This window comes from Saccharospirillum alexandrii, from assembly GCF_004000275.1.
GTDB lineage: Bacteria > Pseudomonadota > Gammaproteobacteria > Pseudomonadales > Natronospirillaceae > Saccharospirillum > Saccharospirillum alexandrii.
The window spans coordinates 20,358-40,455 of the sequence record NZ_RCIP01000003.1; the positions used below are offsets into that span (position 1 = coordinate 20,358).

General features: G+C 58.3%; 18 protein-coding genes. 13 read left to right on the top strand and 5 right to left on the bottom strand.

Annotated elements, in window-relative coordinates; all coding sequences use genetic code 11:
- Positions 1-28 precede the first annotated feature (28 nt).
- From EP166_RS13720 to aptA, 5 genes are all read right to left on the bottom strand, one after another.
- Positions 29-682: a hypothetical protein gene (locus tag EP166_RS13720; protein WP_127558041.1), complete on the bottom strand. Its 654-nt coding sequence runs from the start codon at positions 680-682 to the stop codon at positions 29-31.
- A gap of 93 nt (positions 683-775) precedes the next feature.
- Entirely contained in the window at positions 776-1,231 is a 456-nt protein-coding gene (locus EP166_RS13725; protein WP_127558043.1) for a YaiI/YqxD family protein, read from the bottom strand.
- Positions 1,232-1,523: 292 nt separating this feature from the next.
- Positions 1,524-2,810 carry an NAD(P)/FAD-dependent oxidoreductase gene (locus EP166_RS13730; RefSeq protein ID WP_127558062.1) on the bottom strand — a complete coding sequence of 429 codons (1,287 nt, stop codon included), beginning with the start codon at positions 2,808-2,810 and terminating at the stop codon, positions 1,524-1,526.
- 250 nt (positions 2,811-3,060) lie between these two features.
- A complete protein-coding gene (locus tag EP166_RS13735) occupies positions 3,061-4,548 on the bottom strand; it encodes a CoA-acylating methylmalonate-semialdehyde dehydrogenase (protein WP_127558064.1) in 1,488 nt (495 codons plus the stop codon).
- 41 nt (positions 4,549-4,589) lie between these two features.
- The gene (aptA, locus tag EP166_RS13740) at positions 4,590-5,951 is read right to left on the bottom strand and encodes an omega-aminotransferase AptA (RefSeq protein WP_127558066.1); all 1,362 of its coding nucleotides are present in this window, start codon (positions 5,949-5,951) and stop codon (positions 4,590-4,592) included.
- 292 nt (positions 5,952-6,243) lie between these two features.
- On the opposite strand from aptA, the gene EP166_RS13745 reads away from it, so the two are divergent.
- The 13 genes from EP166_RS13745 to EP166_RS13805 all read left to right on the top strand — a co-directional run bounded on the left by EP166_RS13745 (position 6,244) and on the right by EP166_RS13805 (position 20,094).
- Positions 6,244-7,734, top strand: a complete 1,491-nt coding sequence (locus EP166_RS13745; RefSeq protein ID WP_127558068.1) for an aldehyde dehydrogenase — start codon at positions 6,244-6,246, stop codon at positions 7,732-7,734.
- A gap of 102 nt (positions 7,735-7,836) precedes the next feature.
- The gene (locus EP166_RS13750; RefSeq protein ID WP_127558070.1) at positions 7,837-8,664 is read left to right on the top strand and encodes a hypothetical protein; all 828 of its coding nucleotides are present in this window, start codon (positions 7,837-7,839) and stop codon (positions 8,662-8,664) included.
- A 424-nt stretch (positions 8,665-9,088) separates the two neighbouring features.
- The gene (locus EP166_RS13755; RefSeq protein ID WP_127558072.1) at positions 9,089-11,884 is read left to right on the top strand and encodes a monovalent cation/H+ antiporter subunit A; all 2,796 of its coding nucleotides are present in this window, start codon (positions 9,089-9,091) and stop codon (positions 11,882-11,884) included.
- On the top strand, positions 11,884-12,249 hold the full coding sequence (locus EP166_RS13760) for a Na+/H+ antiporter subunit C (RefSeq protein ID WP_127558074.1): 366 nt from the start codon (positions 11,884-11,886) through the stop codon (positions 12,247-12,249). Before EP166_RS13755 ends, EP166_RS13760 begins: the two co-directional genes overlap by 1 nt.
- Positions 12,249-13,754 (top strand): monovalent cation/H+ antiporter subunit D, encoded by a 1,506-nt coding sequence (locus tag EP166_RS13765; protein ID WP_127558076.1) that lies wholly within the window; start codon positions 12,249-12,251, stop codon positions 13,752-13,754. Before EP166_RS13760 ends, EP166_RS13765 begins: the two co-directional genes overlap by 1 nt.
- Positions 13,751-14,239 carry a Na+/H+ antiporter subunit E gene (locus EP166_RS13770; protein WP_127558078.1) on the top strand — a complete coding sequence of 163 codons (489 nt, stop codon included), beginning with the start codon at positions 13,751-13,753 and terminating at the stop codon, positions 14,237-14,239. Before EP166_RS13765 ends, EP166_RS13770 begins: the two co-directional genes overlap by 4 nt.
- A complete protein-coding gene (locus tag EP166_RS13775) occupies positions 14,233-14,502 on the top strand; it encodes a K+/H+ antiporter subunit F (RefSeq protein ID WP_127558080.1) in 270 nt (89 codons plus the stop codon). The genes EP166_RS13770 and EP166_RS13775 overlap by 7 nt, the downstream gene beginning before the upstream one ends.
- Before the next feature lie 46 nt (positions 14,503-14,548).
- A complete protein-coding gene (locus EP166_RS13780; RefSeq protein ID WP_127558082.1) occupies positions 14,549-14,926 on the top strand; it encodes a Na+/H+ antiporter subunit G in 378 nt (125 codons plus the stop codon).
- A 256-nt stretch (positions 14,927-15,182) separates the two neighbouring features.
- Positions 15,183-16,316, top strand: coding sequence for a hypothetical protein (locus EP166_RS13785; RefSeq protein ID WP_127558084.1), 1,134 nt, complete (start codon positions 15,183-15,185; stop codon positions 16,314-16,316).
- Complete coding sequence (locus EP166_RS13790) at positions 16,313-16,945, top strand: tetratricopeptide repeat protein (RefSeq protein ID WP_127558086.1); 633 nt, start codon at positions 16,313-16,315, stop codon at positions 16,943-16,945. The genes EP166_RS13785 and EP166_RS13790 overlap by 4 nt, the downstream gene beginning before the upstream one ends.
- A gap of 41 nt (positions 16,946-16,986) precedes the next feature.
- Positions 16,987-18,777, top strand: a complete 1,791-nt coding sequence (locus tag EP166_RS13795; protein WP_127558088.1) for an OmpA family protein — start codon at positions 16,987-16,989, stop codon at positions 18,775-18,777.
- A gap of 34 nt (positions 18,778-18,811) precedes the next feature.
- Positions 18,812-19,276: a hypothetical protein gene (locus EP166_RS13800; protein WP_127558090.1), complete on the top strand. Its 465-nt coding sequence runs from the start codon at positions 18,812-18,814 to the stop codon at positions 19,274-19,276.
- A gap of 38 nt (positions 19,277-19,314) precedes the next feature.
- Complete coding sequence (locus EP166_RS13805) at positions 19,315-20,094, top strand: hypothetical protein (RefSeq protein WP_220432582.1); 780 nt, start codon at positions 19,315-19,317, stop codon at positions 20,092-20,094.
- Positions 20,095-20,098: the final 4 nt, after the last annotated feature.

A 20,098-nucleotide genomic window follows, 5' to 3' on the forward strand; every position in this document is an offset into this window, starting at 1 on the left:
AGTGTCTTCACCTCCCAGCCCGGTCGGGTCAGTCGAGCCCCTCTACCTGACGTATTGCCGTCAATTCTTCACGGGCCACCACGAGCCCCCCTTCTTCACGCGTCGCATCGATGGTGCCATCACCGTTTTCATCAACGCCGTTAACCAGGGCATTGATCAGCCAGGCCATATCGTCGAGAGGCTCCTGTGCGGCAGAAACGGACCGGGCGTCCAGGGCTGTATTGCCTGCGCGAACAGCCAGCTTGGCCAGCGATTCGGCGTTGCGCAACGGATTTCGAACCCTGAGGTTATTATTGATGATGTTGTCGGACGCACCCGGCGACTGGGCTGCATACAGGGTGTGTTTTTCTGCACCGTCGGCCCCTTCAATTACACCAAAACCCAGGCCTGGCCCGCTGCTCTGTTCATCGGGGTCCAGCGCATGCAGTGCATGAGCCACATGCTGTTTGAGGGTAGCGAGGTCACCGTTGTGATCTTCAGCCAGCCTGACATGAGTCTGAGCAATCTCGGCTTCCTGCAGGGCCACGGTCATGAACCCGACCTGGCCGGGCGCCTCCGGCCAGGAGGTCGAAACGTGTTCCAAATGCATGTGCGCAACGTTCATGGTGGACTCGGCCTGAACGCCACTCATTAGAGCCAACGCCACACAACACCCAGCCATACTGATGGTTCTTTGCTTCATCCTGCTGCCTTCCATGTTTATGAATGTGAGAATCGTACTGCTTAGACGAAGCCTAGCGGGTTTTGGATGCAAGCGAACACAAAAAGCAGGATTTCAGCCCTTGCGGCCGTATCGGGCGAGGTAGCTGTCGAGTTTGTTGGCAAACGCCATCCGGTCGGTGTTATCCATCGTCTTCTGCCCGCCAGACTGAATGCCGCTGGCGCGCAGCGTCTCCATAAAGTCGCGCACGTTCAGCCGACCACGAATATTGTCGCGGGTAAAGGCTTCACCGCGATGACTCAGCGCACTGGCGCCTTTCTCAATCACTTCTGCCGCCATCGGAATATCACTGGTGATCACCAGATCTTCCGCCTCGGCCAGTCGAACAATTTCATTGTCCGCCACATCAAACCCGGCCGGCACCTGCACTGAGGTCACGTATTTCGACGGCGGCGTCTTGATGTACTGATTGGCCACAAAGGTGGTCTGAACCTGCGTCCGCTCCGCAGCCCGCACAATAATGTCGCGGATCACAGTCGGACAAGCGTCGGCATCTACCCAAATGCGCATATCTCATTCACTGCATTACATGTTTAGGGGCATTTTCGCATGTTCTGAGGTTAGTCGGTATTTCTGGTTAGTGGCTGTGGGTGGCTAGGTGGCGATTTCAATAGCGGCTTAACGTTATTCGGTGGCAGGAAGCCGCAACCGGCATCGCGCGCGGCTCTGGCGGTCGCTGCAAGTACTTCCATGTAAGCTCGACGGTCCCCATTCATGGGGACCGACGCCCGCCAGAGTCGCGCCCGATGCCGGTTGCTGGTCTTAATTGGTCAAATCTACTGTGCTTGCAGTACCAACTGGATTAGATGCCCAGTTTATCTCGCAACCCATAGTAGGTCGCTCCGATAGCCGTATAAGGCGCCCTGAACAGTTGGCCGCCTGGGAAGCGGAAGTGCTTCAGGCTGGCAAACGCATCGAAGCGTTCGGCCTGGCCGCGCAGGGCTTCGGCGATCAGTTTGCCGGCCAGGTGGGTGGTGGTGACACCGTGACCGCTGTAGCCCTGGGCGTAATAGATATTGTCGCCAATGCGGCCGAATTGCGGCAGCCGGCTCATGGTGAGCAGGAAGTCCCCACCCCAGGCGTAATCCAGCTTGATGCCGGTCAGGCTGGGAAAGGTCGCTTCCAGGCGCGGGCGCAGGAAACGCTCAATCGAGGCCGGGTCGCCACCGCCGTAGGTGACACCGCCGCCGTACAGTAGGCGGAAATCGCCGGTGATCCGGTAATAATCGAGCTTGTAGTTGCAGTCTTCCACGCATTCCAGCTGTGGAATCAAAGACCGGGCACGCTCTTCACCGAGCACCTCGGTAGCGACGATCTGGGTGCCACAGGGCATCGATTTGGCGGACAGTTCCGGAACCAGATTGCCAAGGTAAGCATTGCCGGCGACCATGACGTATTTGGCTCTAACCTGGCCTTTGTCGGTGTGCACCACCGGCTCTGCTCCCCGGTCGATTTTCACCACCGGAGAATCTTCAAAAATCTGGCCACCGTGTTGCTCAATCGCTGCGGCTTCGCCTAACGCCAGATTCAACGGGTGAATATGCCCGGCCCGGTTATCGCGCAGACCGCCGATGTACTGATCGGATTTCACCACGTTGCGTACCGCATCCCGATCCAGAAAATCGAGCTGAGTATGGCCGTAGCGCTCCCAAAGCGCTTTTTGCTCCTGCAGTTCGTGCAATTGGCGCTTGTTGAACGCTACAAACACACCGCCATCGCGATAGTCACACTCAATAGTGTAATCGCGAATACGCTGACGAATGATGTCGGCGCCTTCAAAGGCCATGCCGCCCAACATTTTGGCGGTATCCATACCGTAATTTTTTTCGATCACATCGATGTCGCGGCTGTAGCTGTTCACCAACTGGCCGCCGTTGCGACCGCTGGCGCCAAAACCAATACGCGCCGCTTCAAGCACCACTACGCTGAACCCGGCTTCGGCCAGATGCAATGCGGTCGACAGGCCGGTAAAGCCCGCGCCAATCACACAGACATCAGCCTGAATTGATTCAGTCAGGGCCGGGCGATCCGGAGTCGGGTTGGCACTAGCCGCATAATAGGAACCGGTGTGTTCAGTACGACGGGTCATCTGGGGCTCCGCTATCAAAAATAAAAAAGGAGGAAGAATGGCACTCTAGCAACTCAAGTTCCGGCGTTCAGTTCTGCTATGTTGCCAGTGGTCCGTGCCAGGCACCGGGTGTACCTATCCGGGGTCGGCGTGAACCCGTCCATGGGGCCTAGACCGCAGCATCCATGCTGCGGACTTCCCCGGATAGGTACACCCGGTACCCGGCACTGTTCTGAGTGCGAACGCCGAAACTTGAGTTAACCCGCTATTGTTATTCCAGGGTGGGCATCACGAAATCTGCACCCATGTCACCTTCCGGCCAGCGTGCAGTCACGGCTTTGCGACGGGTATAAAAACGTACGCCTTCCATGCCGTGCATGTGGTTGCTACCGAACAGCGAGCGCTTCCAGCCGCCGAAGGCATGGAAGGCCATCGGTACGGGGATAGGCACGTTCACGCCGACCATGCCGACCTGGATATCGCGGGTAAACTGGCGTGCTGCGCCACCGCTACGAGTGTAGATAGAGGTGCCATTGCCGTATTCGTGAGCGTTGATCAGTTTGACCGCGCTGACGTAATCCGGCACGCGCACTACGCACAATACCGGGCCGAAAATTTCTTCCTGATAGATCGTCATTTCTGGCGTCACGTGGTCGAACAGGCAGCCACCGATGAAATAGCCTGACTCGTGTCCGGCTACTGTGTGGCCACGGCCATCGACGACCAGCGTAGCACCTTCTTTCACACCGGCATCGACATAACCGGTCACCTTAGCCAGGTGTTCACGGGTAACCAGCGGCCCCATATCCAGGCCTTTCTCAGCACCATTGCCAATTTTCAGGGTGCGGGCTTTTTCCGCCAACTTGTCGACCAGCTCGTCGGCGATATCGCCAACCGCGACCGCCACTGAAATTGCCATGCAACGTTCACCGGCCGACCCATAGGCCGCGCCAGTCAGGGCGCTGACGGCGCCGTTAATATCGGCATCGGGCATGACCACTAAATGGTTCTTAGCGCCGCCGAGTGCCTGCACACGTTTGCCATTGGCGCTAGCGGTGCTGTAAATGTATTCAGCAATAGGCGTCGAACCGACAAAACTAACCGCCTGAATCGACGGGTGAGTCAGCAATACATCGACGGCTTCCTTATCACCGTTCACCACATTAAACACGCCATCGGGCAAGCCCGCTTCTTTCAGCCATTCAGCCACCAGCAAGGGCGCGCTCGGGTCTTTCTCTGAGGGTTTCATGATGAAGGTGTTGCCACAGGCAATGGCCACTGGCCACATCCACATCGGTACCATGGCCGGGAAGTTGAACGGCGAAATGCCAGCGACCACACCCAGCGGCTGATTGACCGACCAGGCGTCTACGCCACGACCGACCTGCTCGGTAATTTCGCCTTTCAGCAGGTGCGGAATACCACAGGCAAACTCGACCACTTCCATGCCGCGCACCACTTCACCGCGGGCGTCTTCAAACACTTTGCCGTGCTCGGCGCTGATCACTTCAGCCAGCTCATCCAGCCGTTCTTCAAGCAGCATTTTAAAGCGAAACAGAATGCGCGACCGGTTCAGGGGAGTGGTTTCAGACCAGTCAACAAAAGCCGCCTTCGCCGCTTCAATGGCGTCGGCGACTTCGTCGACACTGGCCAGAGAGACCTCGGCCACCTGTTCACCCAGCGCGGGGTTATACACCGGGCCGGTACGCTTGCTCGGCGCGGTGGTTGCGCCGTTAATAAAATGGCTAATCTGTTTCATCGAATGTCCAGTTTGATCAGTAAAAGTAAATCGGAGCCGATTCAGTCGGTGGCTTCAATGGCCGTCTTCAGTGTCGCTATCAACTCGGCGATCTGCGCCTCATTGATGATCAGCGGTGGCGACATGGCAATGGTGTCACCGGTGCACCGCACCAGCGCATTGCCTTTCCAGTAGCAATGGTGGAACACATCATAGCCACGGGCACCGGGCGCTTCGCGCGATTCCAGTTCTACTCCACCAATCAGGCCTATGTTGCGAATGTCTTTGACGTTGCGCGTGCCCTTCAGGCTGTGCAAGGCATCTTGCCAGATAGGCTCCATCTCCAGCGTGCGTTCGAACAACCCTTCCTGTTCGTATATATCGAGTGTCGCCAGGCCAGCGGCAGCGGCCACCGGGTGACCGGAATACGTGTAGCCATGGAACAGCTCGATAACCGACTCCGGGCCGTGCATAAAGGCATCGTGGATGAAGTCGGCCGCGAACACCGCGCCCATGGGAATGGCGCCGTTGGTCAGGCCCTTGGCGGTGGTCATCAGATCCGGTGTTACGCCAAAGCGGTTGGCGGCGAACGGCTTGCCGACCCGGCCAAAGCCGGTGATGACTTCATCGAAAATCAACAGAATGCCGTACTGTCTGGTCAGGTCGCGCAGTCGCTGCAAATAGCCTTTGGGTGGCAGAATGACGCCGGCCGAACCGGCCACAGGCTCCACGATGACGGCCGCAATGGTTTCTGCGCCGTGCAGCGCGATCATCCGTTCAAGATCCTGAACCAGGTCGGCACCGTGCTCGGGCAAGCCCTTGCTGAAGGCATTTTCCGGTAACAAGGTATGACGCATGTGATCGACGCCGTTCAGTCCCATGCCGAACGCCTTGCGATTGTTCACCAGGCCGCCGACGGAGATGCCTCCGAATCCAACCCCATGGTAACCCCGTTCGCGGCCGATCAGGCGCGTACGCTCGCCCTGGCCCCGTGCCCGGTGATAAGCCAAAGCGATTTTCAGAGCAGTATCGACCGACTCAGAGCCGGAATTGGTGAAAAACACCTTATTAATGCCGTCTGGCGTGTGTTTGATCAGCCGTTCGGCCAGTTCAAACGGCTTGGGGTGGCCCATCTGAAACGTCGGAGCGTAGTCCATTTCACGGATCTGCCGGGCGACGGCTTCAGATATGTGCGCCCGGCCATGGCCGGCATTCACGCACCACAGCCCCGCCGTCCCGTCCAGAACTCGGCGGCCGTCTTCCGTGGTGTAGTGCATGCCTTCGGCACCGACCATCAGCCGGGGTTCAGCTTTGAATTGCCGATTGGCGGTAAAGGGCATCCAGAACGCATCGGTTTGCGCCGGTGAATCGGCCGAACGGGCCGTCTGGGTTTGCTGAGACGTGTTGTCTGGGGTCTGGGTCATGGCCGTTCTCACTCCGACTGAACCGTGGCGCTACCGTCGGGCCGCACCTGTGATGTTTGTTATTTCAAACACATGGATGCCAGTGTATGTAAAATAATTAAAACATCAAGTCTTGCTGTAGCCTTGATTCGATAGGGTCATCAAGGCGCAACTGCTAATAGCTGAGGGTCATATGGTCGGCATCGATGATCGGGGTCAGCCGTGCCCTTTGCGTTCAATATATTGAAACCCGGCCAGCGACTGGGGTAAGGTAGCGTGCAATAAGAATGACGCTAACTAACAGGTTCCCAACATGACCGATACCCTCGAATACTGGACCCAACGCGCCGCCGAACTCAAGCCGGAAGGCCGTGCCTTTATCAATGGCGACTATCAGCCGGCTCACTCCGGCGAGACGTTCGAAAGCCGCAGCCCGATCGACAACCGGCTGCTGGCCAACGTCGCGGCCTGCGACAGTGCCGATGCCGATATTGCCGTGCGCCACGCACGCGCCGCCTTTAATGATGGCCGCTGGTCGCAACTGCCGCCTGCAAAGCGTAAAACCATCATGCTGCGCTTCGTCGACCTGATCAAACAGCACGGCGACGAGCTTGCCTTGCTGGAAACGCTCGACATGGGCAAGCCCATCTCTGATGCCCGCCATGTCGATATCCCGGCTACCCGTCGTAGCCTGCAGTGGTCGGCAGAAGCCATCGACAAACTCTATGATGAAGTTGCTCCCACCGGCCCGGGCGAACTCGGCCTGGTCACGCGCGAAGCCGTTGGCGTGGTTGCCGCCATCGTGCCCTGGAACTTCCCGCTGATCATGGCCAGCTGGAAAATCGGCCCGGCCCTGGCCATGGGCAACTCGGTCATTCTGAAACCGTCTGAGAAGTCGCCGCTGTCAGCCCTGCGCCTGGCCGCCCTGGCAAAAGAGGCTGGCATTCCCGATGGCGTTTTTAACGTACTGCCCGGCTTCGGCCACACGGTCGGCAAGGCGCTGGCGCTGCATATGGATGTCGACACCCTGGTGTTCACCGGCTCTACGGCCATTGCCAAACAACTGATGATCTACGCCGGCGAATCCAACATGAAACGGGTCTGGACCGAAGCGGGCGGCAAATCACCCAACGTTGTCTTCGCCGACGCACCGGACTTGTCGGCTGCCGCCAAAGCCGCCGCCGAGGGCATCTGCTTCAATATGGGCGAAGTCTGCACCGCGGGCTCTCGTCTATTAGTCGAGGCCAGCATTGCTGATGACTTCATGGCCGAAGTCGTGCGGGCAGTACAGGACTGGAAGCCCGGCAACCCGCTCGACCCGGCCACCAATGTGGGCGCCATTGTCGACGAGACTCAGCTCAAACGCGTTCAAGGTTACATAGACACCGGCAAAACCCAGGGCGCTCGGCTTTCGACCGGAGGTAACCGCGCCGACACCGTCGACGGCGGTTTCTTTATGGAACCGACCGTGTTCGAAGACGTCACCCGGGACATGACCATATTCAAAGAAGAGATATTCGGACCCGTGCTGTCGGTGGTACGATTTACCGATGAAGCCGAGGCCCTGGCCATCGCAAACGACACCATTTATGGCCTGGCCGCCGCCGTCTGGACCAGCAATCTGAGCCGGGCACACCGCTTTGCACGCGGTCTGCGGGCCGGGTCGGTCTGGGTCAACCAATGGGATGGCGGCGACATGACCGCGCCTTTTGGGGGCTACAAGCAATCCGGCAATGGTCGCGACAAGTCGCTGCATGCGTTTGACAAATACAGCGAAATTAAAGCCACCTGGATCAAGCTGTAACGTCGCGGCATACCAGGGAGCCTCTGAACCCGTTGATGGGCTGAGGCTCTCAGAAACAGGCCTCAGCTCGGCCAAACTAACCTGCAACGGCGGATGAATCGGATGCACGTACTGACTGACCCGCCCCAACTCCGCCGCTGGCTGCTCATCAGCCTGCTGTGCCTACTGCCGCTTTTCCAGGCCCAGGCCCGGGAACCGGTCAGACTCACCATGGGAGGAACACCTGCCTCCTTTAACTATATGGCTACCCTGCTGACGCGTTCGCTGAACCATCAGGGCTATGACGTGGACATTACCAACCTCGGTAACATGCCAACCACACGCCTCGAAGTGCTGATGGAGCAGGGCGACATTGACACACTGATTCTGGGCCAGACACCCGCCCGCGACCAGCGGTTCCTAAATGTCCAAGTGGGCATGACCGACAACCTGGTCAATCATCGCATCCTGTTCATACCTCCGGGGAGCCAACCGGAATACGATCCGATCATCACACTGGAAGACTTTATCGCGCTCGACAAAACCGCCGGTATGGGTCAGGCCTGGGGCGATAAACTCATATGGGAAACCAACGCTTTGCCGGTACAGGGCATTCCCGGCGACTGGAAACGGCTGTACCAGATGGTGGCCTCGGGCCTGCGCGGCGTCGATTACCTGCCTCGGGGAGCGCATGAAATCGTACTCGAATGGCCCCAGCAACGGGAACTGGCCGTCGAGGAAAACCTGGTCTTCGTATACGACCGCGATCACATTCTGTACGTCACCCCCACCAACCCGGAATTGCACACCCTGCTCAATACCGTCATGAAAGCGGCTTATCAGGACGGTGTCATTCGTGATGTCGCCAATGAGTTGTTCAGTGAAGTCTATGAACCGCCGGTTAATTTGCACCAGCGGCGGGTTATTACGCTGGTTACACAGCCGGGTTGAGGGGTGTGGTGATCGGGTTTTGTGCGAATAGATGATTTCACTGGCACTGCCTTCTTCCAGTCGCCCAGGGGACTGGCCTCTTACAAAAGATGAAAACCGAACATGCCACCGTGCCGAGTGGAGGCTGCCGGGTAGGCCTATCCGGGGTAGTCCGCAACATGGATGTTGCGGTCTAGTCTCCATGGAGGGATTGAGTGGGCGGCATCCCGCAAGACCCCGGATAGGCCTACCCGGTGGCTTCCACGAACTCTTGGCACTTCACCAACAATTCCGGTTTTTCTGGACGCTTGTTGCCTGCCTCGTTATCCTCTTTCGCCATTGAACAGCGAGCGAGCGGACCCATCTGTGCACCGCGCTGGAGCGTAGGTTCAAGGGTCGTCTCGCTGGATGTTGCCGTTTTAACCAAGGGGAGTCTTACCCACTCATGAGTCTTTTCTGGATACTGCTGTTACCTTTGCTGGGGACAGTTGTACCCCTGCTGACGGACCGCTTCGGTCGCACGGCCTGTGCCTTTGCTACTGCTGCCCTTCCGGCGATGGCCCTGGTGCTGGTGCTCTCCCACCTGCCCGCCGTATTTGACGGCCAGGCTGTGGTCGCGACCATGCCCTGGATCCCCCTACTCGGCCTTGAGCTGTCGGTGCATCTGGATGGACTGGCCCTGTTGTTTGCGATACTGGTACTCGGCATCGGCCTGCTGATCATCCTCTACGCCCGCTATTATCTGTCCGACAAAGACTCAATGGGTCTGTTCTACGCCTACCTGATTCTGTTCATGACCGCCATGCTCGGCATCGTGGTCTCGCACAACCTCCTGCAAATGTGGGTCTTCTGGGAAATGACCAGCGTCAGTTCCTTTTTGCTGATCAGCTTCTGGAACCACAACAGCGACGCCCGCAAAGGTGCTCGCATGGCCATGACCGTCACCGGCCTCGGCGGCCTGGCACTGCTGGCCGGCGTCATCATGATCGGCAACATCGTCGGCAGCTACGACCTGACCGCCGTGCTCAACAGTGGCGACCTGCTGCGCGAACATGCCGCTTACCCGGTCATCGTCGTCCTGGTATTGCTCGGCGCCTTCACCAAATCAGCCCAGTTTCCGTTCCACTTCTGGCTGCCCTATGCCATGGCCGCGCCGACACCCGTGAGCGCTTACTTGCACTCCGCCACCATGGTGAAGGCCGGCATCTTCCTGATGGCCCGGTTTTACCCGGTGCTGTCAGGCACCGAACTCTGGTTCGTGATCGTCAGCCTTACCGGCCTGACCACCCTGCTGATCGGCGCCTACACCGCCCTGTTCAAACACGACCTCAAGGGTCTGCTGGCCTACTCCACCGTCAGCCACCTGGGCCTGATCACCCTGCTGCTTGGCATGGGCTCCGACATGGCCGCCGTCGCCGCTGTGTTCCACATCATCAACCACGCCATTTTCAAAGCCTCGCTGTTCATGGCCGCCGGCATCATCGACCACGAGACCGGCACCCGCGACATGCGCCGCCTGAGTGGGCTGTGGAAATACATGCCCTATACCGCAACGCTGGCCATGGTAGCGGCTGCCTCAATGGCCGGGGTGCCGCTGCTCAACGGCTTCCTGTCCAAGGAAATGTTCTTCGCCGAGACACTGGATCAAAGCTCGCTGGGTTCCCTTTCCTGGATGATTCCGGTGCTGGCGACCGTCGGCACCGCTTTCTCGGTGGCTTACTCTCTGCGTTTCATTCACGACGTCTTCTTTGGCGGCGAGCCGGAAGAACTGCCCAAGCAACCGCATGAGCCGCCGCGCTACATGCGCCTGCCAATCGACATTCTGGTTGCCTTGTGCCTGCTGGTGGGTATCTGGCCTGCGCTGCTGATCGGTAATCTGCTGGCTGTTGCAGCCGGTGCCGTAGTCGGCGGCGACCTGCCCGACTATGGCCTGTACATCTGGCACGGCTTCAATTTGCCGTTGCTGATGAGCGCCCTGGCGATGACCGGCGGCGCCTATGTCTACTTCAACCGGGAAAAACTGTTCACCTTCCAGGCCCAGTTCCCGGAAGCCAATGCCAACCTGATCTTCGACAAATCGGTGAAATGGGTGATGAAGCACTGCGCCCGCTTTATCGACTGGTTCGAAAACGGGTCGTTGCAACGCTACGCCTTCCTGCTGATTCTGCTGGCGCTGGTGCTGCTGGGGTTACCGCTGATCGATCTGAACACCACCGCCGGTCTGCGCCCTCAGATTCCGGTTGATGCTGTCATGCTCTCCGGTGCTGCCCTGCTGGCACTGTCGTCCCTGGCGACCGTTATCTGGCACCGCAAGCGGCTGATTGCGCTGTTGATGCTGTCGGTGGTCGGACTGATCGTGTCGCTGGCCTTCGCGCTGTTCTCCGCACCCGACCTGGCACTGACCCAGCTATCGGTTGAAGTGGTCACCATCATTCTGTTGCTGCTGGCGCTGTTCTTCCTGCCGCAAAACACGCCCAAGGAATCGAGCCCGCGCCGGGTCGCTCGCGACCTGACCATTGCTGCCATCTTTGGTGGCATCATCGGCACCATCAACTACGCCATCATCACACGGCCGCTGGACAGCATTTCCGACTTCTTCCTCGACAACGCCAAAAGCGGCGGTGGCGGAACCAACGTGGTCAACGTCATTCTGGTCGACTTCCGGGGGTTCGATACCCTGGGTGAAATTACCGTACTGGGGATTGCCGCACTCGGCATCTACAAACTGATCGCCCGGATGGGGCTGTTCAAACCCACCAGCGACGACGATGGCCGCCCCTGGACCGAAGACAAACACCCGATGATGCTCTCGGTCATTTCCCAGGGCTTACTCCCTCTCGCCTTGCTGGTTTCGGCTTACATCTTCCTGCGCGGGCATAACCTGCCCGGTGGCGGCTTCATTGCCGGGTTGGTTACCTCCATTGCCATCATTCAGCAGTACATTGCCCACGGCGTCGACTGGCTCAAAGACCGCCTGAAACTCGACTACCAGAAGGTCATCGGCAGCGGCCTGCTAATCGCCACGCTCACCGGCCTCGGCAGCTGGGCATTTGGCTACCCCTTCCTGACCTCCTGGTACGACTACTGGACCTGGCCGGTCATCGGCGAGTTCGAGGTCGCCAGCGCCATTGCCTTTGACCTGGGTGTCTACCTGACCGTGGTCGGCGCTACCATGCTGATTCTGGCGAATCTGGGTCAGCACACCACCACTGAACGCGCACGAGAGACGGAGCACCAATAATGGAAGCCATCTTTGCCTTTTGCGTCGGCCTGATGACCGCCTGCGGCCTGTTTTTGACCTTGCGCGGCCGCACCTTTCCGGTGGTTGTCGGCATTACTTTGTTGTCTTACGCGGTTAACCTCTTTCTGTTTTCCAGCGGTCGACTGCTGATCAACGGCGCCACCATTCTGGGCCAGTCGGATCAGTACGCCGACCCCCTGCCCCAGGCCCTGGTGCTGACCGCCATCGTCATTGGGTTCGCGATGACCGCCTTCGTGGTGATTCTCGCCATTCGTGCCCGCTCCGATCTGGGCAACGACCACGTCGACGGCCGCAACCCACCGGGTGCTGGCCTGCCCAGTGATCGGCTCAAGGAGAAGAATTAATGCAACATTGGGCCGTGCTCCCCATTCTGATTCCCTTGCTGGCTGGTACCCTGATGCTGCTGCCACCGCTGGCCGGAACGATCCGTCGTCAGCGGATTGCCAGCCTGGTCAGCCTGGCGCTGATGCTCGTCGGGGCTCTGGTGCTGTTCCGCCTGAGCACTCAGGCAACGCAGCTGTATGTACTGGGCGACTGGCAACCGCCGTTCGGCATTCTGCTGGTGGCCGACCGGCTATCGTCCCTGCTGGTGTTGCTGACCACCGTGCTGGCGATCGGGGCGGTGCTCTATTCTCTGGCTGGCGACGACAACCGGGGCAAATATTTCCATTCACTGATGATGTATCAGTTGATGGGCGTCAACGGGGCCTTTCTGACCGGCGATATTTTCAACCTCTTCGTCTTCTTCGAAGTGCTGCTCATTGCCTCTTACGCCTTGCTGATTCACGGCGGTGGCAAGCAAAAAACCCAGGCCAACGTGCACTATATTGTGCTGAACCTGATCGGCTCGGCCTTTTTCCTGTTTGCGCTCGGCATGCTCTACGGCACCCTCGGGACCTTGAACATGGCGCAAATGTCGACTCGCATTGCCGGGCTGACGCCCGGTGCCAGCATTCTGGCCGAGGCCGGGGCGCTATTACTGCTGGTCGTGTTCGGCCTGAAAGCCGCGATGATGCCGTTGCACTTCTGGCTGCCCAAAGCCTATGCCTCGGCCAGTGCGCCGGTTGCGGCGATGTTCGCAATCATGACCAAGGTGGGCATCTACAGCATCTTCCGGGTGCATACCGTGGTGTTTGGTGAGCAGGCAGGAGACCTGGCCTACATTGCCATCCCGTGGATCTGGCCGATGGCGCTGCTGACGCTGGTGATTGGCGCGGTAGGCGTACTGGCTGCCCCGACGCTACGCACCCTGGTCGCCAACCTGATTCTTATTTCCGCCGGCACCTTGCTGGTGGCCGTGGTGTTGCTCAATACCCAGGCGGTCATCGGCGGGCTTTACTATCTGGTGCACACCACGCTGGTTACCGGCGCCCTCTTTCTGCTGGCCGACGTGATCGCCCAGCAACGCGGTCAGGCGTCCGACCGTTTTGTGGTGTCACGGCCCATGAAACAGGCCCCCATGCTTGGCCTGTTGTTCTTTATCGGTGCAGTTACGGTTGCGGGTTTGCCGCCGCTCTCCGGTTTTGTCGGCAAGGCGTTGTTGCTGCAAGCGGCCGAAACCGCCACGGAGATGGGCTGGGTCTGGTCCACCATTCTGCTCAGCAGCCTGGCGGTGATCATTGCGTTGTCCCGGGCTGGCACCAACCTGTTCTGGCATGTATCAGGCAATAAAACCGGTACCGACAACGCCCAGCCGATTCAGCTGATTGCCATTGCCTTCTTGCTGTTGGCCTCGCCGGCGCTGGTTATTTTTGGCGGCCCGGCTACCGACTTTGCCGAGGCAGCGGCGTTGCAAATGCAGCAGATGTATCCTGAAGTCCAGACGCTGATGGCGGAGGGCCAGCCATGAAACGACTACTGCCGTTCCCGTATTTGAGCCTGCTGCTGTTGATCGTCTGGCTGCTGATGAACAACAGCGCTTCGCCCGGTCACATTTTGCTCGGGCTGATATTTGCATTGCTGATTCCGCTAGGCACCTCGTCCATGCGCAAGAACCAGCCAACCCTGAAAAAACCACTGTCGGCTGCGAAATACTTGTTGATGCTGATGGGTGACATCATCGTCTCCAACGTTGAAGTCGCTATTCAGGTTCTGGGCCCGGTACGCAAGATTAGCCCCGGCTTTATCGCCGTGCCGCTCGACATTACCCAGGACTTGCCCATTACACTGCTGGCGAGCAGCATTTCACTCACCCCCGGTACGGTGAGTATCGAGGTATCGGAAGACAAGCAGTGGTTGTATGTTCATGTGCTGAATCTGGTCGACGAGACAAAGACCATTGCTAACATAAAACAGCGCTATGAATCGCCGCTGAAGGAGATATTCGGATGCTGACGATTGTTGTTCTGATCAGTTGCACCTTTGTGGGCATCGGGCTGCTGCTAAACCTGTGGCGATTGTTAAAAGGGCCCAGTGTGCTCGACCGTGTCCTGGCGCTCGACACCATGTACATCAACAGCATCGCGCTAATTGTACTGCTGGGTTTGTATTTCGGGTCCCCACTGTATTTCGAGGGTGCTCTGCTCATTGCCATGCTGGGTTTTGTCAGCACCGCGGCGCTGTGCAAATACCTGGTGCGCGGCGATCTGATCGAATAAAACCGGGTGGCACGTGCCGCCCGCCGACCACTTATGGAGTTGTTCAATGAGCCTGTTTGTAGAATGGCTGGTCATACTACTGTTATTGCTGGGTGCCTTTTTTCTGATGGTCGGTTCCATTGGCCTGGCCAAGCTGCCCGACTTTTACACCCGCCTCCATGCGCCCACCAAAGCCTCAACCCTGGGCATTGGTGCGGTGCTGATCGCCTCAACGCTGTTCTTCAGCGTGACTCAGGATGGCATCAGCGTGAAGGAACTGGTGATCACCCTCTTCCTGTTCATCACCGCCCCCATCACCGCTCACATGATGGGCAAGGCCGCCATGCATAAAGAAAAAAAGGCCATCGACCGCACCCGGAACCTGCACCTGCAGGAACCCGCCCGCAATCGGCAACCGCCTAAGGCACCTGAAACGACCGAATAAAGCGACTTTCAAACTCATGGCACGGACCTACCACCGGTAAAACTGCGCACCTGCTCACAAATTTAGCTTTTTACCGTCTACCTTGCCGTAGCCAGTTTGACAGCTCTGCCACCCGCTGCTTTTCTTCCGCATGCACTTATGTTGTCGCGATGTTCAGATCGTGAAGTGACTTGGGTGTCCCCGTATCGTGTTGCTGTCTGCGTGGACAAGGAACAGCCACTGGTGTCATCGCACCAGCTAGGGAACGGGGTAGCCTATGTCTGATGCGTCAGCCAACACTGTGCCTCAAACACCGCCTGCTGAAGGCGAGTATCGACTGGTCGTCACCTCTATTGGTACGGCCACACCGGCATCTGCCAAATCCATTGCACTTGGACTCGGCGTATCCGTTCAAAGCGTACTCAATGCCCTCTACCGCGCGCCCTCCATTTTGGTTGACCGGGTATCGGTCGATATCGCCGAACAAATGCAAACGTTGCTGGCCAGCCTCGGCTACGAAACGAGAATTGACTCCTGTGATCAGCCCCTGACACCTGCGGATGGCTACTTCGACATCGCCGCTTATATTACTGATGTTCAGGCTTACGACCGCATTCTTGATGAACTCGCGCGCTTTCTCGGCACAACCGCCGCTGAGACATCGCACCTGCTCACCTCGCCGCCCGGCATCATTCTCGGCAATGTCAGCCAGGCTACACTGACTGCGCTGCGTGACCGACTGGGCGATGGCATTGAACTGATCGCCTCGAACCCGAAAACCGCTCGCTACAGTGTCTTTCTGACGGCAGACAGCCCCGAGCAGGCTCAGCGTACCGGTTTGGAGCTGCGCCGACGGGGCTACCAGCCTATTGCCGACCAGGGCTGCGTATTGATTGACCTCGACAAAACACAAGCCGATGCACTCTGGTCAGCCTTTCAGAAAGCCAACACCCTGCGAGTGATCAACCAGGATTTCCTGCGCTACGATCTGGTACTGACCGAACCTGGCCAGGGTGCCACCGCCGATGCCTGTGCCGCCCTTGGCGACTTGGCAGGCATCCCTGAACACATCATTGCGAAACTCTTCGCCAATACCCCCATCACCCTGATCGAAGCACTGCCCAACGAGCACCTGCAATCCACACTGCTGGCGCTGACACAGGCCGGGCTCAGCGTCCGCGCCGACCTGATCAGCTTTATGCCACTGGGGCTGAAAATCACGCACACCCGGGAGCCCCGGCAATTGCAGCGCACGCTGCAATCTCTGGGCTTGCTCGACGTCGCCCAAACGACCCTGCCTGCACTCCCCTTCCAATTGCCCTACGCCCTGCCTGAATTGCAGGCCCGGGTGGTACGCGGGGCTTTGGAGGCATCCGGTACAGCCGCAGAACTGGTGGAGATAGCCTCATGACCCAGGCGAAGCCAAAACCGTCAGGCAAACCAACCAGCGCCGACGCACACGCCTACCATCTCGGCGTGGCTGAAGCCGGAAAATGCTGTGCACTCAAAGGCGACCATGACGAAGCCCTGCGTCACTATCGCGAAGCCATCAAGCTCGCCGTCTCGGCCCGGGCGCCCGAAGTATTTTTCCGGCACTACAGCCAATGCGTTCTGGAAAGTCTGGAACTGACCGGCAGTTATCAGGACGTGCTGGACTACTGCGAAAAGGCCGACGAGTACTATCAGACCCTTCGGCAGGAGTCGGGCAATCAGCGCCAGCTGCACGCCCGGGATCACGGCAGCATCCTCGAACGCCAGGGGCTGATCTACGCCAAACTCGGCGATCGCAAGGCGGCCTTTGCCAGTCTGGAGAAAGCCCGCCAGATTGCAGGGCAAAACACCCTGGAGCTGACCGAACAGGTCATCGGCTGGTTGCAACGCGGTCTGCACCCGGACCCGGCTCGCCTGACCGACGCACAGCGCAAGCATCACTATTTCAGCGTTCGTGCCGACCAGGTTGACGCTCGCCGGGCACGCCCGTTACCGGCAGCGACGAACGCCGGTCCAGCGTCGAACCGCACCCGCAGCTCACTGTTATAAACCGCTGATGACCCCGCCGGCAGGCGGCCAGGAGAAAGGCAATGACAGATTACGATGGACTCACACCCGGCCAGGTACTGGCAGACGCCAGTGTCGCCGAGTTTATTAAGACCCTGGGCTTGTCCATTGCCGAAGCGCAGCAGGCACTGGATGAAAACTCGGTCGATCAGATTGCTGAATTCATCACCCCCAGGGACGGACTCGGCGGTCGCACCTTGCTCGACCTGGGTCTGTCTCCGGCGTTTTATCATTACCAACACGCCGATATTTCCTGTTCCTTGCAATTGAGTTTGCGCGTCGAAAAAGACCTCAGCGTTGGTTTGAATCTGAACGGTTCATTCAGCGATACCCAAACCTCCGACAGCGACCAGTCCGAAAGCAGTGAAAGTACCGAGAGCGGGTCAAGCACGGCCTCGCGTGAGCGCACTGCTGAAATCAGCGTGCAATCATCCAGTACCGGTGCACTGACCCTGGGTGGCCGCCAATTCCAGATCAGCGGTGATGACCCTCTGGCACGCATCCGCGCACTGCAGGAGGCAGTGACGTCCGATGCCCAGGCCGGTGTCCCACGCCTGCTGTACGAACACCCCGATCGCACCTTCACCATCAGCACCGATGCCGAACCTGAAAAAGTAGCCACGACCGACCGCACCGTCGCGTTCAAAGGCGGGGGCTTCGACCGCTGCGTCATTCAGATCGACGCCAACAGCGCTACCGATTATGAATTCAATGGCAGTACCACGGTAAACACCACCGCCCAGGGGTCACTGCAGGCGTACGCCGACCATGTCAAAACCGAAGTGGAAGGCGCGGGCTACACGGCAACGCTCTATGCGCCAAGCGACCCGATTACCACTACCCATTTCAAAACCGGCAAGCACCACCTGGAAACCTTCGACATCGATGGCACCACCTATAACGACGACATGATTCAGAGCCTTGGCTATCTGGCCCAATTTGCACAGGATCATAATTTTGATCTGGAAGTTGAAGGCTTTGCCGACGCCCAACCCTACCGCAATCAATCCTCTTCCAGTTCGGACCAGAGCAACATTGATCTGGGCAACCGCCGGGCGGATGAGATCATTCGGATTCTGGTGGGTCAGGGTCTGCCAGCCAACAAAGTCGCCCGAAAGGCTTCCCGAGGCTCCGCCGATGCCCGCGCCGCCGGTGGTACGCCCGATAACGTGAACTTTCGCAAAGCCGAAATTCGCATTAAAAACCGCTCGGTTTATTACCTGCTGGTGCGCTCGCCCAACTCAGGCCTGACCATCGAAAGTGTCACACCGGATAAAACCACGCCCGGTACCAGCGGCAATGGGTTCGCCTGGTTGTACCGGCCCCAGGCCCTGTCTCTGTCTGGCAAGAAAGTCACCATTGAGGGGACGGATTTTCCCTTCTCCGGTGCGTCAGCCGCAGGCCATGCAGCGGGCAGTCCGTCAGCCTATGCTGAGAACCTGAAGAACGATATTAACGCCAACGGCAGTGTCGATTTCAGTGCCTCTGCCGAAGCCAATGTGGTGACGGTGTTTGGCAAGAGCACACCGTTCCGGCTAACGCTGGTCTCCTCAGAAGAACGCTCGATACAAATCAGCGGTACCGAGGGTATCACCGTCACCCGGCAGTTCACGCGCACTGAATCATCGAGTCTTACCCGGCAAAATACCGGCAATCGCGCCGTAGCAGTTGGCGCCTCACTGGATGTGCGTTTCTCGCGCCAGTTTGAAATGAACGTCACCGGCAACTCTTCCATTTCGGCGCGACTGGTCTCCATTCCCGCGCCACCGGAGTTTCTGGAAACCATAAAAACCTTTCTGGCACAGAACGATTGAACGGCCATGATGCAACGACCGAGGAGCATTCATCATGAGTGAGGTACCGGCGGTTACTCGCTCGTTAATGTCGGCCCCGCTGCCGCAGATTATTGAAAAACTGGGGGTCGCCATTGCCCAGGCGCAACTGGCACTCGATAAGAACTCGATCGAGATTGCCCAGTCGCTGGCCGAGTCGGAAGTCGAGATTGGCGACACCACCTACAACCTGTTGTCGCTCGGGTTTGTGCCCAGCTTTTATGCGTTTACCGAGGCGACGGTGGAAGCCAAGCTCAGTTTCAGCATGACGGAAAGCACCGAAACCTCGGTAAATGTCGGGGTGCAGGTGGGCGTTCAGTACGGCGTTTTTATGGCAGCGGCGTCGGTGGATGTGGGCTATGCCCGAAAGTTCTCGGTATCGGCCGAAGGCATGTCGTCCATCGCGGCAAGGCTGGTGTCGTTACCCGCACCGGAAACGTTTTTATTGTTACTGAAACAACAATACCAGCAAGACATTTGACCAGCCGGAACTGAACAGTCAGCCAGAGGAGAACGGCAATGGCAATCGGACAAGAACTGCTGAACGTACCCATGGGCGATATGATCCGGCAAATGGCCTTCGCCATCGCCGACGGTCAGTATCAGCTTGATGAAAACTCGATTAACGTTGCCGAAATGATGGGCGGCCTGACGACGGTGTACGACGAACGCGGCGAGGTCTCCTTTGACGACAGTCGGGTCTTTTTCGGCTACGAATACATGACCATCAAAGAGGCTCGTGCCTTCGCGCTGACCGACGATGCCCTCTCTGGAACCCTCAGTGACGACGCCATCAAACTGTCGGAAGTGCTTGAGCCGCTGACCAAAGATTCTGAAGGCGCCGACCTCGACGACAATACCGAAATTCGGGTACCGGTACGTCACTCGATGATGGAGCTGGGGTTTGTACCGACTTTCTATCAATTCGTCGACACCATCATCGAAGTCAAGATTGCGATCAAAATTACCCGTGAACGCGAATACACCCATACCCGGAGCAAGAAGACCACCGACCGGGCCAATGCCTACAAACGCAAACGGTCATTCTGGGGCACCTCCCGGTCAGCCGGTTCACAAAGCAATGTATCCACCAGCCAGGTTGATGCCACCTACTCCAGCAAATACTCCTACACCGCCGAAGGGGCTTCCATTTTACGCACCAAGATCGTTCCGGTGCCACCACCGACCGTGCTGGAAGATCGCATTCGTTCCTTCATGGAATCCGAAGAAGCACGGCGCGAAGCCAACCTGGAAGTCCGGCGCCGTGACCTGGGTCTGGACACCGACGATGATGCGTAAATTC